At 35.6% G+C, this 17,249-nt stretch carries 15 protein-coding genes and 2 pseudogenes; 4 read left to right on the forward strand and 13 right to left on the reverse strand.

Annotation, left to right across the window (positions count from 1 at the left end; genetic code table 11):
* Positions 1-130 precede the first annotated feature (130 nt).
* The 3 genes and pseudogenes from ACIQZA_RS14340 (at position 131) to ACIQZA_RS14350 (ending at position 1,720) form a co-directional block, all read left to right on the forward strand.
* A pseudogene (locus ACIQZA_RS14340) lies at positions 131-434 on the forward strand (VOC family protein).
* Between the two features lie 269 nt (positions 435-703).
* A complete protein-coding gene (locus ACIQZA_RS14345) occupies positions 704-1,045 on the forward strand; it encodes a BRCT domain-containing protein (protein WP_142510052.1) in 342 nt (113 codons plus the stop codon).
* Positions 1,046-1,297: 252 nt separating this feature from the next.
* Positions 1,298-1,720, forward strand: a complete 423-nt coding sequence (locus ACIQZA_RS14350; protein ID WP_402881995.1) for an exosporium protein C — start codon at positions 1,298-1,300, stop codon at positions 1,718-1,720.
* Between the two features lie 481 nt (positions 1,721-2,201).
* On the opposite strand, the gene ACIQZA_RS14355 is transcribed toward ACIQZA_RS14350, so the two are convergent.
* From ACIQZA_RS14355 to ACIQZA_RS14385, 7 genes are all read right to left on the reverse strand, one after another.
* Positions 2,202-2,957, reverse strand: coding sequence for a glycerophosphodiester phosphodiesterase (locus tag ACIQZA_RS14355; protein WP_400937517.1), 756 nt, complete (start codon positions 2,955-2,957; stop codon positions 2,202-2,204).
* Between the two features lie 99 nt (positions 2,958-3,056).
* Positions 3,057-4,382: an ABC transporter substrate-binding protein gene (locus ACIQZA_RS14360; protein ID WP_402881996.1), complete on the reverse strand. Its 1,326-nt coding sequence runs from the start codon at positions 4,380-4,382 to the stop codon at positions 3,057-3,059.
* Positions 4,383-4,484: 102 nt separating this feature from the next.
* Entirely contained in the window at positions 4,485-5,297 is an 813-nt protein-coding gene (locus tag ACIQZA_RS14365) for a carbohydrate ABC transporter permease (RefSeq protein ID WP_400937709.1), read from the reverse strand.
* 2 nt (positions 5,298-5,299) lie between these two features.
* The gene (locus tag ACIQZA_RS14370; protein WP_142510047.1) at positions 5,300-6,238 is read right to left on the reverse strand and encodes a carbohydrate ABC transporter permease; all 939 of its coding nucleotides are present in this window, start codon (positions 6,236-6,238) and stop codon (positions 5,300-5,302) included.
* The gene (locus tag ACIQZA_RS14375; protein ID WP_400937512.1) at positions 6,235-7,356 is read right to left on the reverse strand and encodes an ABC transporter ATP-binding protein; all 1,122 of its coding nucleotides are present in this window, start codon (positions 7,354-7,356) and stop codon (positions 6,235-6,237) included. Before ACIQZA_RS14375 ends, ACIQZA_RS14370 begins: the two co-directional genes overlap by 4 nt.
* 33 nt (positions 7,357-7,389) lie before the next feature.
* On the reverse strand, positions 7,390-8,205 hold the full coding sequence (locus ACIQZA_RS14380) for an HAD family hydrolase (protein WP_142510045.1): 816 nt from the start codon (positions 8,203-8,205) through the stop codon (positions 7,390-7,392).
* A gap of 186 nt (positions 8,206-8,391) precedes the next feature.
* Positions 8,392-8,994, reverse strand: coding sequence for a glycerol-3-phosphate responsive antiterminator (locus ACIQZA_RS14385; protein WP_400937508.1), 603 nt, complete (start codon positions 8,992-8,994; stop codon positions 8,392-8,394).
* Between the two features lie 350 nt (positions 8,995-9,344).
* On the opposite strand from ACIQZA_RS14385, the gene ACIQZA_RS14390 reads away from it, so the two are divergent.
* Positions 9,345-9,974, forward strand: coding sequence for a hypothetical protein (locus tag ACIQZA_RS14390; protein WP_400937505.1), 630 nt, complete (start codon positions 9,345-9,347; stop codon positions 9,972-9,974).
* A 117-nt stretch (positions 9,975-10,091) separates the two neighbouring features.
* Here ACIQZA_RS14390 and ACIQZA_RS14395 read toward each other — a convergent pair whose 3' ends face one another.
* The 6 genes and pseudogenes from ACIQZA_RS14395 to ACIQZA_RS14420 form a co-directional block, all read right to left on the reverse strand.
* On the reverse strand, positions 10,092-11,906 hold the full coding sequence (locus ACIQZA_RS14395) for a methyl-accepting chemotaxis protein (RefSeq protein ID WP_402882000.1): 1,815 nt from the start codon (positions 11,904-11,906) through the stop codon (positions 10,092-10,094).
* A gap of 496 nt (positions 11,907-12,402) precedes the next feature.
* Positions 12,403-12,782, reverse strand: a pseudogene (locus ACIQZA_RS14400) (Dph6-related ATP pyrophosphatase); the annotation flags it as partial.
* An 83-nt stretch (positions 12,783-12,865) separates the two neighbouring features.
* On the reverse strand, positions 12,866-13,363 hold the full coding sequence (locus ACIQZA_RS14405; RefSeq protein ID WP_400937499.1) for an LURP-one-related/scramblase family protein: 498 nt from the start codon (positions 13,361-13,363) through the stop codon (positions 12,866-12,868).
* A 230-nt stretch (positions 13,364-13,593) separates the two neighbouring features.
* Positions 13,594-15,645 (reverse strand): GAF domain-containing sensor histidine kinase, encoded by a 2,052-nt coding sequence (locus ACIQZA_RS14410; RefSeq protein WP_400937496.1) that lies wholly within the window; start codon positions 15,643-15,645, stop codon positions 13,594-13,596.
* Between the two features lie 787 nt (positions 15,646-16,432).
* Entirely contained in the window at positions 16,433-16,912 is a 480-nt protein-coding gene (gene rlmH, locus ACIQZA_RS14415; RefSeq protein ID WP_400937493.1) for a 23S rRNA (pseudouridine(1915)-N(3))-methyltransferase RlmH, read from the reverse strand.
* A 90-nt stretch (positions 16,913-17,002) separates the two neighbouring features.
* Positions 17,003-17,167, reverse strand: a complete 165-nt coding sequence (locus tag ACIQZA_RS14420; RefSeq protein WP_132362535.1) for a CxxH/CxxC protein — start codon at positions 17,165-17,167, stop codon at positions 17,003-17,005.
* Positions 17,168-17,249: the final 82 nt, after the last annotated feature.

Raw genomic sequence — 17,249 nt, forward strand, 5'->3', positions numbered from 1 at the left:
GATATAGTATTGGAAAATGTGCAGAAAATATGTACGGAAAATTTAATGAATATCTATGTAATCTAAGCTTAAGATAAATTCATATTTGAAAGGGGATAATGTCATTGGAAATGAATAGGATTCAAAACAAATCGGAATTCCAGTTAAAGAGTTAGATCGAGCTATACATTAGGGCTTTCACTTTTATTTAATACTGACAGCATGGCATTCTTTGATTGTAATGGATTACGTATTTTGTTAATCCTGCCAGAAAAAGACGAATTTTCAAGTTGAAAATATGAGCATGACTTATGAGGATTTAGTAAATAAAAATGTTACGTTTATCGACGAACCACATGTATTAGCAAAAATGGGACAAACAAGAAACATGGATGGTATTTTTTAAAGATACAGAAGATAATACTCATGCATTCATGAGTGAAGCGCAAGTTTAAGAAGAAAGGAAACCGTCTAATATGCGCGTCTCCTTTAATAAGCCTTTTAATACTTCACTTTCTAGAGTAAATTGCACTATTTTCGATACGGTACTTCAAGTACATTTCCTCTAGCGTGTATCAATTACATCTACCAACCTCCTTTACTTATGATACGATTCTCCATGACTAGTTTTGATGTAGAGTACTATTCCTTTGTTACCGGTCATTATTCAAATTATAATCAAGCTCACCTATCATTTAGGTTGAAATCATCAAGGAGAACCAACATGAACAACAATAAGGACAACACAGAAATCATCTTACTTTCTGATCCATCCGAGTGCTTGATGCATCCGTTTTATAATAAACAAATCGTTTTTACAGGGGCCCTTTCCACGATGACACGTTCAGAAGCTGCGAAAAGAGTACGATCTTGTGGAGGAATTATGCAAGGGACTGTGACACAAGATACAGATTTCGTTATTCTCGGGGACAAACGTCGCGGTATAAGTACGAAACAATTAAAAGCGGAGAAATTAATTAGCCTCGGCCAAGACATTCAAATTATTATTGAAGATGATTTTATTTGGCTCATTTCAATGCCAAAAGAAAAGCTGCCTCCAATTTAAATACCATTCTTTAATCCATCTCATCTTAAAAGGTATGGAAAACAACTATGTTCACATACCTTTTCACCTATTTTATTACTTCAAACTTATGATCGTAAGTCTAAATGATTTTAATTTGAAAGCTCATAATTCCATAAAAACTAGAACAGTTCACTAGACGAAGTTTAAAAAATAACACGGCTTAGTTTACTACACAATTCAACTCTAATATAGAACATATCTTATAGTATCCTAGCAAAAGGAGGTGATAAAATGGTACAAATTCTTGATTACCAAGCAACTGAACCTCTAAGTACGTTTAACCCAGCAACTGCTTTTCCAATTCCGCAGGCACCATTTAAAATTCTTTTAGCTTCGATTCAAATAAACATCCCAGGCACCGCTTCAAGAAACAATAGTGTTGAGCTACTTGCAAGCATCGGCGTGGCAGGAGTTACTGATATTTCCCAAATTGTATTTAGAGTCTTCCGCAACGGGAAAGAAATCTATAATACGCAAGATGGAGTAGAGTCAGCTGATTCAGAACAAAATTACATCTTTACCTTCCAAGCTATTGATTCCAATTTGATAGCTGGCGCTAACTTCTATCAGGTTTTTGCTGAGAATATTACACCCAACACACAAGCAAACATTGTTGGACCGATTTCTTTTAGTGGCCTAGCTATAAAAAATTAACGAATAGTTCTTACTATGCCTCTTGATTATGTTTATGCCCCATGCAAATTTAAGGCATACATGATCAATTTTTTAAGAGTGTTGATAGAGTGAGACGTATGCTTTAAGGCATATTAATTAAAAAATAAGCTGTACAGAAGTTATTAAAATTTAACTTTCTATACAGCTTATTTTTTCGTTTATATTATACTTCCCAAGATCTTCATCTCTATAGATGTCCATTGTGAGAAATTGATAAAAATTATTTTTAAACAAATTGGCGATAACTGCTTAGCAATTGGTGTAAAGTAGCGCTTTTCAAATCAGGCTAACCAATAGTTTTATATTTTTTCGTTTTTCTTTAAATCGATCAAAAATTTTAAATAGATTACAAGTAACGACATATAGAGGACTTAATAAAAAAACGTATCTACTTTCAGGAGCCAAATAAGCTACAAGAAAAGTCATTGCCTGTTTGTCATCACTTATTATCGATATGTACTTATTGATCAGTTCTTAAAGAAATAGCTTCCCTCGGAAAATCTGTTACAATGGTTTCTACGTTATTCATTTTTAATAGTTGTTCCATTTCTTTTCCATTATTAACAGTCCACACTCGGATATTAAAATCAGCGCCACTTTTTTTATCATATACTCCATTTAATAATAAATCCTTATGAAGATGTAGTCCTTCTAAATATAAACTTTTAACGTATTCAGAAGGGCGGCTCAGCTCATATTCTAATAACCAGGCGATTTTTGCACTTGGTTCCATTTGTTTCAATTTTAGAATAGAAGGTAAATGAAATGATGAGTAAACTACTTTATCAGCATAGTCAAATTGATTAACTATAGCTATCACTTTTTCTTGAATACCATCGTACGGAAAAATATTCGTTTTCAATTCTATGTTTAACTCAATCTGATAGGGGACAATTAATTCTAAAACTTCTTCTAGTGTCGGTATCCTCTCTTTACTCCAAACATTTTTATCAAACAATGCTAAGTGGGAAAATTTAATACCTGTACTAAACTGTTTTAATTGGGCTAAAGTATAGTCTTTGACATAGCCTGAACCATCTGTCGTTCGATCAATTTGTTCATCGTGAATCACGACTAATTTTCCATCTTTTGTTAAATGCACATCAAGCTCAATACCGTCCACACCTAAATCCAATGCATGACGGAATCCTAATAATGTGTTTTCTGGCATAGTCCCCATACTCCCGCGGTGACCAAAAATTTTCGTATGATTCATAAGCTATAGCATCCTTTCTTGGAAAAGGAGATAGAGAACAAAGCATATATTATCACTTCATTCTCTACGTCTATTACCTTAATCTTTTATTATGGAAATTTATTTACCTCTTGCTGCGTTTGATTGTTCGATGGCTGCATTCACTTGTTTAACCGCATTATCAAAGGTTTCGTCTACGCCTCCACCGTTATAAACTGTTTCAAGTGCCGTTTCCATGATTTTACGTTCTTGAGGAATCATATCCATTAATGCTCCTTGTGTCGCATAAGATGGTTTTGTTGCTTGAAGTTGTTGTACAGAAACTTGTAATTGCGGCATTTTTTTATAAGCATCTTTAACGACTTGCTGATCATAAGCAGCTGGGTTGATGGCGAAATAACCTGTACCTACATGCCATTTAGCTTGTACTTCTGGAGTTTGCAAATATTTCATAAATGCCCATGCTGCCTTTTGTTCTTCCTCATCTTTACCACCTGACATCCATAAACTTGCTCCTCCAATTGCTACACCTTGGCGTTCTTGACTTTCAGGGTGAGGGAGGAATGCTACACCTACTTTAAATGGTGCGTTATCTATAACATCTCTTGAAGAAGCTGAAGATTGTAAGAACATAGCAACATCGCCTGCTAAGAAACCTGAAACCATATTATCAGAGTTTGTTCCATAATTGGCGAAAGTTCCATCGTCATTCATTCTTTTCGCCCATTCAAAGATTGATTTCCCTTTTTCATTATCAAATGCTACTGCTGTAGGTGTTTTGGAGCGGCCATTGTCGTTATTCATAAGCAATCCACCTTGATTGGCTAATAATTCTTCAAATAACCAGCCATATGCTTGTAAGGCGAACCCTTTCATATGATCATTACTGGCAACGATTTTCTTACTTGCTGCTTCCACTTCTTCAAACGTTTGTGGAGCTTTTTCAGGATCTAACCCTGCCTTTTTAAAAGCATCTTTATTGTAGTACATGACAGGTGTTGATGAGTTAAATGGCATGGAGTAGAATTGACCATCCACTTTATAATAATTTATGATGTTTTTTTCAAGTCCACTCATATCATAGTTTTCAGCGTCGATAAATTTTTGAATCGGTTCGACTTTACCACTATTAATCATTGACATTGTCCCGATTTCTTGCACTTGAATCATTGTAGGTGCATCTTTTGTTCCAGCAACACTATGAAACTTCGGTAATGACTCTTCATAGGTTCCTTGGAACTCTGCATTCACTTGAACTTTATCTTGAACGTTATTATATTCTTCAACAATACTATTTAATGTTTCTTGAGGTACACCATTCATCGAATGCCAAAATGTTACGACTGTTTGTTCCTTCGTCTTTGTTGCAGCCTCATTACTTGAACTACATCCTGCTGCGATCAATAATAAACTTGCCATAGATAAGGATAAAAGCTTTTTCTTCATGATCATCTCTCCTTTAGATTATTTATCTATTGATATTCTTAAAACCGATAATTATTGGACATTGCTAAATAGGAGTGTTCATTCATTCATTAACAAAACCAATTATTTAAGCGCACCTTCAGCTAATCCTTTTTGCAGTTTCTTCTGACCAAAGAATAATAAAAGCAACGTAGGGATAGCTACAATCATGGCACCTGCCATAACAACTCCCCATTGATTGACTGTTTCCTGTGATTGTAATTGCTTTAAGCCAATTTGAACGGTTCGTACTGTATCATTTGTTGTGGATAGAAGCGGCCATAAGTACATATTCCAAGCCGATAAGAAGCCATAAATCCCTAAGGTAACTAAGCTTGTTTTTGCGACAGGTAAAACGACAGTTAAATAAAATTTAAAATCACCCATACCTGCAACTTCACTCGCTTCTTTCAGTTCTTTTGGAATTTGTTTAAAGGTTTGTCTTAATAAAAATGTACCAAATGCTGTAGCCAAAAAGGGTAAGGCTAGTCCTGGATACGTATCAATTAAATTCATCCCTTTAATCGTTTGAAAGTTCGGGATGATGGATGCTTCAAATGGAATCATCATCGTTGCAATAAACAAGTAGAATATCACATCTCTACCTTTAAATTTTAGAAACACAAAAGCGTAAGCTGCTAAACTAGATAAAACTAACTGACCAATCATGATCAACAGGGAACTAATAAAACTGTTCAATAAAAATTTCAGCAATGGTAAGCGTTCAAATGCCTTCACATAATTCTCTATTGTCCAAGTAGAAGGTATGATTTTACCTAACATGACATCTTGATTGTTCATAAAGCTCATTAAAAAAGCCAAAATGATAGGTAGAAAGATGATCAGCGCTGAAATTGTGAGCAATATGTATAAGATAATTTTTTTGGAAAGAGACATCCTCATTGATAGTGGACCTTCCTTTCTCCGAGCTTAAACTGAATCACGGTCATAATTAAAATAATAATAAATAGGATTACCGCTTGTGCACTGGCTGACCCGTACTGATAATTCACAAAGGCTTCACGATAAATCGAGTAAACGATTAGGTTCGTTTCATTACTTGGTCCCCCTTTAGTCAACATATCGATTTGACCAAAGGTTTGAAAGGCATTGATGATGGACACAGTCGTCACAAAGAATAGGGTCGGAGAAAGCATAGGAATCGTAATCCGACGCAATTTGTAAAAATAACTGGCGCCATCAATATCGGCACTTTCATAAAGGTGAGAATCGATAGATTGCAAACCGCCAAGTAAAATTAAAAAGGTAAAGCCGATATTCATCCAAACCGTAGGTAATGAAACAGAAAGGAGTGCCCACGACGAATCTGTTAACCAAGCAATTTTGTCAAAACCAAATGTCACTAATAATTTATTAAAGAATCCAATACTAGGATGAAATAAGAACAACCAAAATACAGACGCAGCGGCTACAGAAACTCCCATTGTAGATGAGAAAATCATTCGAAAAATGCCAATACCTTTTAACTTTTCATTGGCCATAACGGCCAAAAATAAGCTTATGATAATCGTACCTGGCAAGGTGTATAGAACAAATAAAAAGGTTGATCCCAAACTTTTCATAAAAATCGGAGATGTAAAGAGATCTAGATAATTTTGTATGCCGACAAAAACCGTTGTGGCACCCGCTTGATTGGTTAAAAAGAAACTTAAATAGATTGTACGAATCATTGGATAAAAGATAAAAACACTAAATAAAAAGATGGATGGTAATAAGAATAGAAGTCCCTTTACAAAGTTTTTCCTACGTTGTTGTTTCTTTACCCTCTCATAATGAACTTGATTATGTTTAACCATCAATGCCGCTTCGTGATTCATTGTGCAACGACCTCTTGTTTCTGCTCTTTATATGCAGCTTGTAATAATTGACCGGTTTCGAAATCAAAGAAACAAAAATGTTGAACGGATAGTTTAACTGGAACTTTATCACCCGGATAAATCATCCATTGCCCTGGCCATTTAGCATTCCATAATTGGCCGCCTAATTCTTCAAAGACGATCATCGTTTCATTTCCTAGTTGCTCTACACCTACAACATTCAACTTATGCGTTGCTTCGTGTTCAGCTGCCGGAAAAATATGTTCTGCTCTAATTCCAATCGTTGTCTTTTTGGCCGATGGTATATTTCTTAAGTCTGATGGACTTAATTTAAACGTAAGCTTACCTTCAACCATAATTTGTTGTTTTTCAACGGATAGTTCAGCATTTCCCATATTCATCTTTGGAGAACCGATAAAAGAGGCGACAAATGTATTGGCCGGTTCGTTATATAACGTAATCGGTTTCCCAACTTGCTGAATTTCCCCGTCATTTAACACCATAATTCTGTCGCCCATCGTCATGGCTTCAACTTGGTCATGGGTCACATAAATCATCGTAAGTCCCAATTCTCTTTGTAATTTGCGAATCTCAACACGCATATGTGCACGCAATTTAGCATCTAAATTAGAAAGCGGTTCATCCATTAAGCAAAGTGGCGCTTCACTTACAACTGCTCTAGCTAGGGCCACCCTTTGTCTTTGACCACCTGATAGTTCCCTCGGTTTTCTTTTCAATAATTCACTTAATCCAATCATTTCTGCCGTTTCTTGGAGTTTTCTTTGTTGTTCTTTTTTATCAACTTTTTTAATATCTAAACCAAAAAGAATATTTTGTTCGACTGTTAAGTGAGGATAGAGTGCATAATTTTGGAAAACCATCGATAGATTTCTATGTTTAGGAGACAGATGATTGGCTACTTTATCATTGATCTTCAGTACACCCCCAGTTATTTCTTCTAATCCCGCAATCATTCTTAATAAAGTACTTTTCCCACAACCAGAAGGTCCGACTAAAACAAAGAACTCCCCCTTATTAATTGAAAGGTTTATTTCACTTAATACATGGGACTTTTCATCATATGATTTTGAAACATTAACCAGTTCAGCGTGCGCCATTTAATAATCTCCTTCTTTCCTTTTACTATTTGTTTATAACTCTCTTTTCTTAAATTGTTGTAAAAATGAGACCAATTCATCAATAGTATGAACCTTATGATCCCAAGGAGTCTGATCTACTTGTCGATAATCCGAAATAAAAATTGTCCTAGCTCCTAATTTACGAGCCGGGTATAAATCATTAATGGGATTATCGCCAATAGAAAGAATTTCTTCTGGTTTATATCCTTTTTCCATTAACATTTTTAGAACTTGCTCCATACCATTCGGTTTTTTTCCATCATAAATGGCTTGATCAAAATAAGGGAGCACCTCTAAATATTCTAAAAATACCTCTCCTGACTCAAAGGGAGCATTCGTAAGAAGCACTTTCATCTCCACATCGATATTCTTTAACACTTCGACCAAAGACTCACTTTTTGGAATCTCATAGTCAGCCGTTAACATCTCAGCCCTCACTCGGCTATAAGCATTGGTTCTAGTTTCTTCACTGATTCCTAACTTCTCTCCAAACAAATAGGCTATACACCACGGATCTCCGATATAAAACAATTGGCTTTCTCTAGAAAAATGATGATTCAGTTTCTGACCATCCCAATCGAAAGCACAATTTGGGACTAATTCCGAATGCGTAAAAATACTATTTGTTGCAAAATCGTAGTAATGACCTAAAGAGACGCTATGCTTGCCGTTTAAGATGTCATAAACTTCGTTAATGACCCGCTCGATTTCCTTGTCGCTATATCGATCATCTAACATATAAGTTATGTATCTTTCTAAAAAGGAATCTTCTTGATAGAGCGTTCCATCCATATCAAAAATCAATACCTTGATGTTATTTTTCCACATGGTAAACTCCTTTGTTCATGATTATAGAAAATGCAAAGCGTAACAAAAAAGAGAGACCTCAAATATATGTATATATTCATATACATGTATTTGAGGTCTCTCTGCCCGCACCATTTGTCTATTCACTTTATAGTTATAATATAGACGGTGTGTATTAAGTAAGTATTAATGATATGTAAATTTTGTTTATAATTCATTTAAGTTCATTTTCCACATTTCTGAGTTTGACGTCGAAATCGCAACGGCACCATTCTCGAGTGCTTCCTTAGCATGTTCAGGTTGGTTTAATAATCCACCCGTGATAATAGGGACTGACAACACATTTGTTAACTTTTTTATATATTCTGGTGCTCGACTGGGCATAATCTCAATGATATCTGAGCGAATCTGACTAGCATCCTCCACTAAGTTATTATAAACATCCGTATCAATTAAAAAGATTCGCTGAATCACAAAAAGTCCGCTTGATTTTGCCTTTTTTATAATTCCAGTCCTCGTTGTGACGATTGCGGACGGCTGAACATTTCTTTTTATAAATTCAATTCCAGCACGATCCATTTCTAATCCACCTATTTTTTCAACATGTAAAATAACTGGAAGCCCCTCAGACTGTATGAAATCCACATATCTCTTTACTGTTAAAATCGTTCCCGTCATTAATAATACAGCGCTTAAATTTTCTTTATACTTAATAGCTCGTTCAATATACTTTGGATCCTTTACCGCTGCCACCATTTTATGCTTTTCTAACCTTTCTTGCAAAACTCGCCCCACGGCGTATTTTTCCATAGACAAATTCCTCTCTTTGAAACATCTTCTGTTGAACGATGTTACATGTATTATTTCAATGTCATTGTAAAGCCTAGCTAAAAAAAAGAAAAGATACGGCCAATGTCCCATTGGAATCTGGTATACCAGATTCCAAATGTTTTTTCCCTCATTTCTTAGCGTATTAACTATACTGATAATCTCTTAAGATCTATCTAACGCAGGGCAATTTTTTGAGAAAAAAGATAAGGAATGCAGCAAGTTCTCTTCGCATTCTGTATGATTTTTTAACTGTCATGCTTATTTTTTGATGATTCAATGATATAAACGGTATTCTTCCTCATATACTATAATCTAAGGATGTGATTGTAATGAATTTAGGGATTGGCTTTTTACCCAAAAAGTATTATGAAAATGCACCTTCAACTGGGGGCTATTACTTTTTTATAAATGAAGGCATTCAATATTCCATTAATATTGGCGAGATGTATTATCCAGACTATACAGACGAACAACTTGCTTTATTTACAGAAAGCTTAGCCCCATTTCCACTTTATTATTTATTCGAGCAGAATAATAGAAAAATTATTGAAGAGATTAAACAAGAATTACATGATGCACAGCTACCATTTGAAGTATTTTATCAATCAAAAAAGAACACTTATTTGATGATTACTGTCATAAATCATCAAGAACTAATGCGCCTAATTCCTATCATGATTTGGCAGCATAATTATAATATGTGCTCTATTTGGTCAAATCGAAAAGACACGTTTATGATAGAGAGCAAAATTTGGGACGCGAAACGTACGGATGGGATAGATGCTTCGATAGAGGAGACCATTTGCATTCATTTTAACGAACAAACAACCGCTTTTTCTTTTAGTCATGACTTCAAAGGTACAGATATTTTTTCAAACGAAAATCGCTTTTCAACATTAGAAAATGTACAAAAGTTACTACCCTCATTTATTAAAACTGACATTATTGAATTTGGATAAATGAAAACCACCTAAAACGCTGACACTCAAAACGTTCTAGGTGGTTCTTTTCATAAACTGCACTTACTTATGATACGGTTCTCCGTAACTAATGTAAGTGCGGTTTTAACCAGTAACCTACTTTACACGGAAACGGTCAACACTCTGTTTCAATTCATCCGCCAGCCCATAAAGCATAGCTGCAAAACTGGCTACCTCTTGCATGGCTGCAAGTTGTTCTTCTGATGAGGCGGCGACGTGAGCGGAGTCGGCTGAAGATGAATTTGCGATACCCTCCAGCACTGTTAGTGAAGCCGCAACTAACTCGCTTCCTGATGACAGTTGTTCCGAAGCTGCAGATACTTCATCAATCTGATCAGACACTTTCTGAATCGACTCCACGATCGAACTAAATGTTTGCCCTGCCTTATTCGCAATGTGTGTACCTGCCTGAGCTTCTGTCATTGATTTATCCAAAGAAACCACTGTTTTACTCGTGTGATCGCTGATACCTTGGAGTATGTCAGTTATTTTCTCCGAAGAGGTTTTAGACCGTTCAGCGAGTATACGAATTTCTTGAGCCACAACGGCAAAACCTTTACCATGCTCACCTGCTCGCGATGCCTCAATCGATGCGTTAAGTGCAAGCAAATTGGTCTGATTAGCAATGCTACCTATTAATGTAACCATTTCACTAACTTGATCGCTTAATTTCTTCAGTCCATGGATTGCTTCGACCGATGTTTTCAAGTTTTGTTCAATTGTGCTCATTTGAGCAACTGTTGTTTCTATATCCTTCATTCCTGCATTTGCGCTATCTGCTGTAACCGAAGCCAATTCTGAGACGACAGAGGATGCATCTACGATTCTATGAATACCCACTCCCATTTCCTTCATTGATTGTTGACACTCATTAGTATGACGAAGTTGTTCATCGAGACCAACAGCAATGTTTTGAATGGCACCTGTGATTTCTTGCGTAGCTGCTTCGGTCTGGGCAGCGCTTTCTTGTAATTGAGAAGAAGATACTGCAACTTCATTCGAAGAATTTTGTATGTTATGGGTCAATATCCTAAGTCCGCTAATCATCTGATTAAATGAACTTGCAGCCTTACCAATCTCATTATGGTCCAGTACAGGAATTTCAACGGTTAAATCGCCTTTCGAAGCATGTTCAGACACTTCAGCTAAACGTGCAAGCGGACGCAACATTTTACGAAGAATGAATACTACCAACGCGATTAACATAAGTACAAAAAAAATACCAACCGTGATATTCGTCCATAGAATTCGTTGGAGTTCCTTTTTAACAATCCCATAATCGAAATCGACACCGAGCAACGCAACTGGTTTCCCGCTTCCGTCATTAATCGGTGCTAAATACGAGATGAAAGTTCCACCTTCATCAGTGTAAACATCAGTTAAGGTGCTACCGTTTCTCATTGTATCTTCGTAACTTTTAAGAAATTCCGAATCTAATTCATATAACGTACCTAACTCTTCAGCATATTCAACTGGATCCCGACCATATTCTGAGTTATATAAGTATTCTTTGCCATCCTTCTTGATAATGTCCGGTGTTAATAAATAGACATCCACTACCATATGATTGGATTTCATAGAATTCAAAATATTGGGGAGTTCCTCGAATGGTTTTCCCTCCAATGGTTGATGCTCAAGAATTGTCTTCGTTGCTTCGGCAACAAGAGGTTCATTTTGTTGAGTTATGGATTTAAATACTTTTCCATATTCATCAAATTGGCGAAAGTACGCCCCACGTTGTTCGCGGATGGACAGGGAAATCATTAATCCGATAACGATAATTATGAGAGCGGAGAGAAATAACGAGCTCGTAAATACTAAACTTCTAGAATTCGCTTTTTTAGAGCGCTTAGTTGTCCTCCTGGTATTTAATATTTTTTTTCTTCCAATCAAGGGAAAACCCATTTTCATTACACCTTCTATTTAACTTTGATTATTAATTACTTCTTTTGAATCTAAATTATGATATTTCCTTACAATGTCCTCAATACCCATCTTATCGTCATTGATAGTCACTTTTTAAATTATTTGTATACTACTCCTTCAGTTTGGTCATAAGTAAAAGCGAGAGCTGTTGGTACAACCAGCGTAGCTGCTGCATATCCTAGAGATTTATGATCAATTAAATTATATTTACCTAATTTAAGAGTAAGTAAAAATCAGTCCGTTTTTCCGAAATAATAGGTCCTCCAAAACACTATATAGTTCCCACATTAGCAGTGGTTTTTGTTGGATTAATTTTAGAATGGTGGAAATATCGTGATTGGAAAAAAGAAAATCATCTATAAAATAAAAAACTATCTAGAACGTTGATATGTCAACGTTCTAGATAGCTTTTTTTTTATAACCGCACTTATTTATGATACGGTTCACCGTTGCACCTTTAATGGAGGTTATTTTCAAAATGTTAATTTTCTAATTCTAATGTTAGGTACATATAGTCACCTTTTGACGTAACCTCTCCATTTCTAACCTTTAAATCTTGTTTAAAAAGTGGCCCACTTATAACTGTAGTATGGAACTCTCCTGCTTCACCACAAGGGTCGATACCCTTTCTTCTAACTCTTTCATATAGTCTAAAGTAAGTACACGTCCAAGATCTTCTTCTTTCATTCCTTTTTGCAAATTAACTGTCACTACTTTTGTTACAAATCCTAAATGTATAAACTCCTCTACTACATCTTTATGGCTTTTTTGCCAAAGTGGCATACCAAGTTCAAGCCCTACACTGCTTGTAACTCTTTCATGCCAACAATCTTGTTCGGGTACATCAATATCACCTGTCATCTATCCTAGAAAGTAATTTTATTATCTATTATTTTGAATTTTTTAAGAAGACCTGTCAGCATTTTATATTGCACATCCCTACATTAAATTGTCGCTGCTGAGGAAGCAGCTGCATGGTCAGCCTTCACACAATCAATTGCAACAACGAACGCAATAATGATGGCCTCCATCTCCTCATCCAATATTTGAACCTTATAGCTATCTCCCCAAGTGAACCACTCCTTGTTCACTTTACCGATGACTACACCATGCTGTAAGACCTGAAAATCCATATCCCACCAGTTACCATGTATCTCAATGTCTGCTCCATCAATCGTATAGCGTGCTTTAAAGAAAGAAAACTCTTTCTTAATCGTTAGCACCTCTCGACCATTTACCTCAACAAAAAACTTCGGTAAAAAGCTGAACACCTTTTTCGTAATAAGTGCTACTTCATCTCTTGTTTTATTCATAATGGAGAAAGTCTTTGGAATTTGCATAAAACTACCCTCTACATAATAAACATCCTTTTCCTGCTGATCCTTTATTGTGAATTTGCCACTTAGACTGAATACCTTTTGCTTTATATAAAGTTGCTTCATTCTACACCTCTTTCGAAATAGCATATCAATATAGCGCAGATTTCATCATCGCTATTAATAATTATCGAAATAGTTTTTTGAAATTTGAACTTATAAATTTATTTATTCAGAGCATTATATGTAAGTACCTTCTTAACAAAAAAGATATGCAAGTAAAGAAATTTGCATATCTTGCTAATCTATTCACACTACGGTTCTTTGTAACAACACTAAAGCAGAGTTTCACTTTTTCATATATAAGTAAATTTTATAAAAAAAGTAGTTCCTTCAGATCCTGTCTGAAATTCAATTTTTGCGTTATGACGGGCAGCAATTGCATAGCATATGCCTAGTCCTAAGCCAGTGCCATTATCTTTGGTCGTGTAAAATGGAGTACCCAATTTCTCTACTATCGCAGGACTGATACCTTCTCCTTGATCCTGTACTGCAAGAATTACACAATTTTCATCTCCTTTGTAGGTACTGATGGATAGAACCTTACCTGTGCTCATTGATTCTAAGCCATTACGATATAGATTTATTATCAATTGTCGTATTTCGTTACGATTTAAAAGTAAATCTGGAATGTCTTTCAGATTAAATTGAATAATTTTATTTTGATTAAATGTATCTATCTTTATTAAAGGAGTAATATCTCGAATTATAGAATTTAAATCTAACATCTGTAAATCGGATGTCTTTGTATTACCTATAGAAAGGAATTCAGTAATAATAGAATTGGCACGGTCAAGCTCTTCGATCATTACATTAAAGTAATCATTATGTTTTTCGAATTCGCTCTCTTTTTTTAATAGCTGCAAAAATCCTCGTACTGTTGTCATAGGATTTCTAATCTCATGGCTAATACCTGCTGCCATCTGACCTATTAAGTCTAGGTTTGATAATCTTTTCAATTCCTTCTCATATTTCTTTTTTTCGGTTATGTTTTTTAAAAGGCAGCAGATTCCCTCATCATATGGGTAAGCAACTGCTTCGTACCAATAATCACCATATGCTGAGGTCATTTCGAAATGTACTGCTATTCGCTCTGACATCGCACGATGAAATTCCTTATACATGACCGTATCTACACATTTCGGGAAAATCCCCCATATATTCTGGCCTAATACATCTTTTGCCGTTTTCCTTTGCGGCAAATATTGATGTTTATTCATGTAAAGAAATTCCCACTCTTTGTTCAATGCAAAGAATCCATCCGTTATACTTTCAATAACACTTGTAACCTTTTCATTAGCAGCAGCCAGTTCCCTCGTTCGCTCTTCTACCATATTTTCAAGTTGGCCCATATATAACAAGTTTGAAATTGTAGGGGCTGTGGCATCGACTATCGATTTTGCTAATTGAATTTGAGATTCATGGAAATTACATGTTTCCCCTCCTAAATTGACAACTGTTATAACCCCTAATACTTCCCCCATTGAAACCAGTGGCATCATAAGTAGACTCATACTATCTATATTTGGAGTGAGAATTATACTTTTTGTTTCAATAATCTGTTGAATCATAGCTTCGTAGCTTTGGTTCATTCTTATGCTTTTAAGATTCTCCATCCAATTGGCTTCTGTCCAATCACAGTCTTTATTAAACTTCATGAATGTGATTGTGTTTTTTCCCAACGGATCCAGGATGTGGGCTGCACTTTTTTTGCTACCTAAAACCTTTCCTAAGTAGTAAAAACATTTATCAAGACTTTTCTGCACGGAGGAACACATCGACAAATCACGTGTAACATTGAGTAACAACTGCTTTTCTGCAATAAGGTTTTCCTTTTGCTTTAAATTATTTGCGTTTTGAATTGCAACTGCAGCCATATTCACATATGCTTCAACACTCTGAATTTCTGATTCTGTTAAATTCATCGGCGTTCCATAATCAAATAAAAAAACTAAACCAAATATCTCTTGCTCATATGAGATAGGCAGTGCTAATAAGGATTTAATTTTGAAGGCTTCTACCGATCTCGGGTCCGGCCGATTATCCTTTGAGGTATCAGAGATATAGATGGTTTTTTTAGTTTCAATAACCTCTTTGGCCAGTAAGTCTGTTTCAATATCAATTACCTGTGTATCGAGCGTTATGCCATTCATATCTTCTGGTTTTCCTACAAATCCTCTAAATGTGCCATCTTTTTCGGGTAAATAAATACCAACCGAGTTACATTGCACAATTTCCTCGGATATTGCCTGCGTTACACGCTGTAAAACTTCACGTAGTTCTAACTTTGTATTAATTACTTTGGTTATACTCGCGAGCCTAGAATATCTCGTCTGTTCACTTAACATTCACAATTTCTCCAATCAAAGCCTACTAAAATTAAAAGTAAAAGTATAATTTCTAGCTAGCAGTCTAGTTCTAGATCAGTTTACTATTTTTAATTTTATATCTGTATCCTATTATACATGGAAAACCTCTATTACTTATGATACGGTTTACCGTGATAGAGCTAGACTGTTTCGACCCGATGATAGGAACGACCATAAGGACTTCTAATAACTTCAATTCGCTTTTGTGAGTTCCTGATATCCTTCCATTGCCAGTCACCTTCAATGGCTCTATCCACTTAACAGACCATTCATATGATACCAATGAATAAGAACTGATTGTTGATTCTGTTTGCATGAGCTACATTCTCCGAACGATTTTTATTGTCATTTGTTTCCTTTCAGCAGTAATATTTAACACTCGCACCAAAACACATTTAAAAATGAAAGTAACGTTTGATTCATAAATCTACTAAATTCCCATTTTATGCTTATACTCAGTTTGGAGAAAAAGGACTATCCAACAAATTCTTAAATGGAAACAGGTATAGAAAAAGAGAACTTTTTCTATACCTGTTTTTTGTATACTTTTTAGTAAATCACTATTTTAGTTGGTGATGGATTGTAGTGGAAGGGGGCGACTCCAGCTGGAATAGCATGAGCTGAATGCCCCGCAGGAGCGGTGCGACGAGGAGACTGAAGTTATGCCCGCTAAACGCGTCCGTCTGAAACGGAAATCAATACATGAATAAAGGAGACCATCTCTCAGTCACTAAATGACTTAGGAGAATCCCTTCTAAAACCGCACTTATTTATGATATGGTTCACCCTTCATAATCCTAAAACTTCTATAAATCTGCTCCACCAAAACAAGCTTCATTAGCTGATGCGGTAATGTCATTTTTCCAAAGGATTGTTTCTCATCAGCACGTTTCAACACATCATCGTGTAAACCAAGGGAGCCACCGATGACGAATGCGATTTTACTTTTGCCGTAGGTCATGAGGGATTCAAGATCTGCCGCCATTTGTTCAGAGGTTTTCATTTTGCCATTAATGGCTAAGGCGATAACGTATGTATCTGGGCTGATTTTAGATAGAATACGTTCACCCTCTTTTTTCTTTACAATTTCCATCTCTGCTTCGCTTAGCTGCTCGGGTGCTTTTTCATCTGGTACTTCGATTAAATCCATTTTTGCGTAGCCACCGAGGCGTTTTACGTATTCATCTATTCCCATTTTTAAGTACTTTTCTTTTAGTTTTCCGACTGATACAATCGTTATATTCACACGTTATCCACCTTTACATTTCATTTACAAACAAATTATCCACAAAAGTTATCAACATATCCACAAGCGATTCCTATATCTTGTGTAAAGTTATTTACTTGATACAAGATATTCTGCAGGTCGTTCACAGTAGCTACATTTTGTGGATAACTTTTCATCCTCTTCGATTTTATCCATAATTGGGAACTCTTTTTGCTCAGCCACAAACATGTCTAAAGCGTGTTCTATATGGTTTTCACAGCTGTATTTTTCCATTTTTGCACCTCTTCTTATTTTCCGAAATTTCCACAAACTTATTCACAATTCAGTCTATGTTATCCACAATCTATTGTAACAA

Source organism: Lysinibacillus sp. NPDC096382 (genome assembly GCF_044762845.1).
Taxonomy (GTDB): Bacteria; Bacillota; Bacilli; order Bacillales_A; family Planococcaceae; genus Lysinibacillus.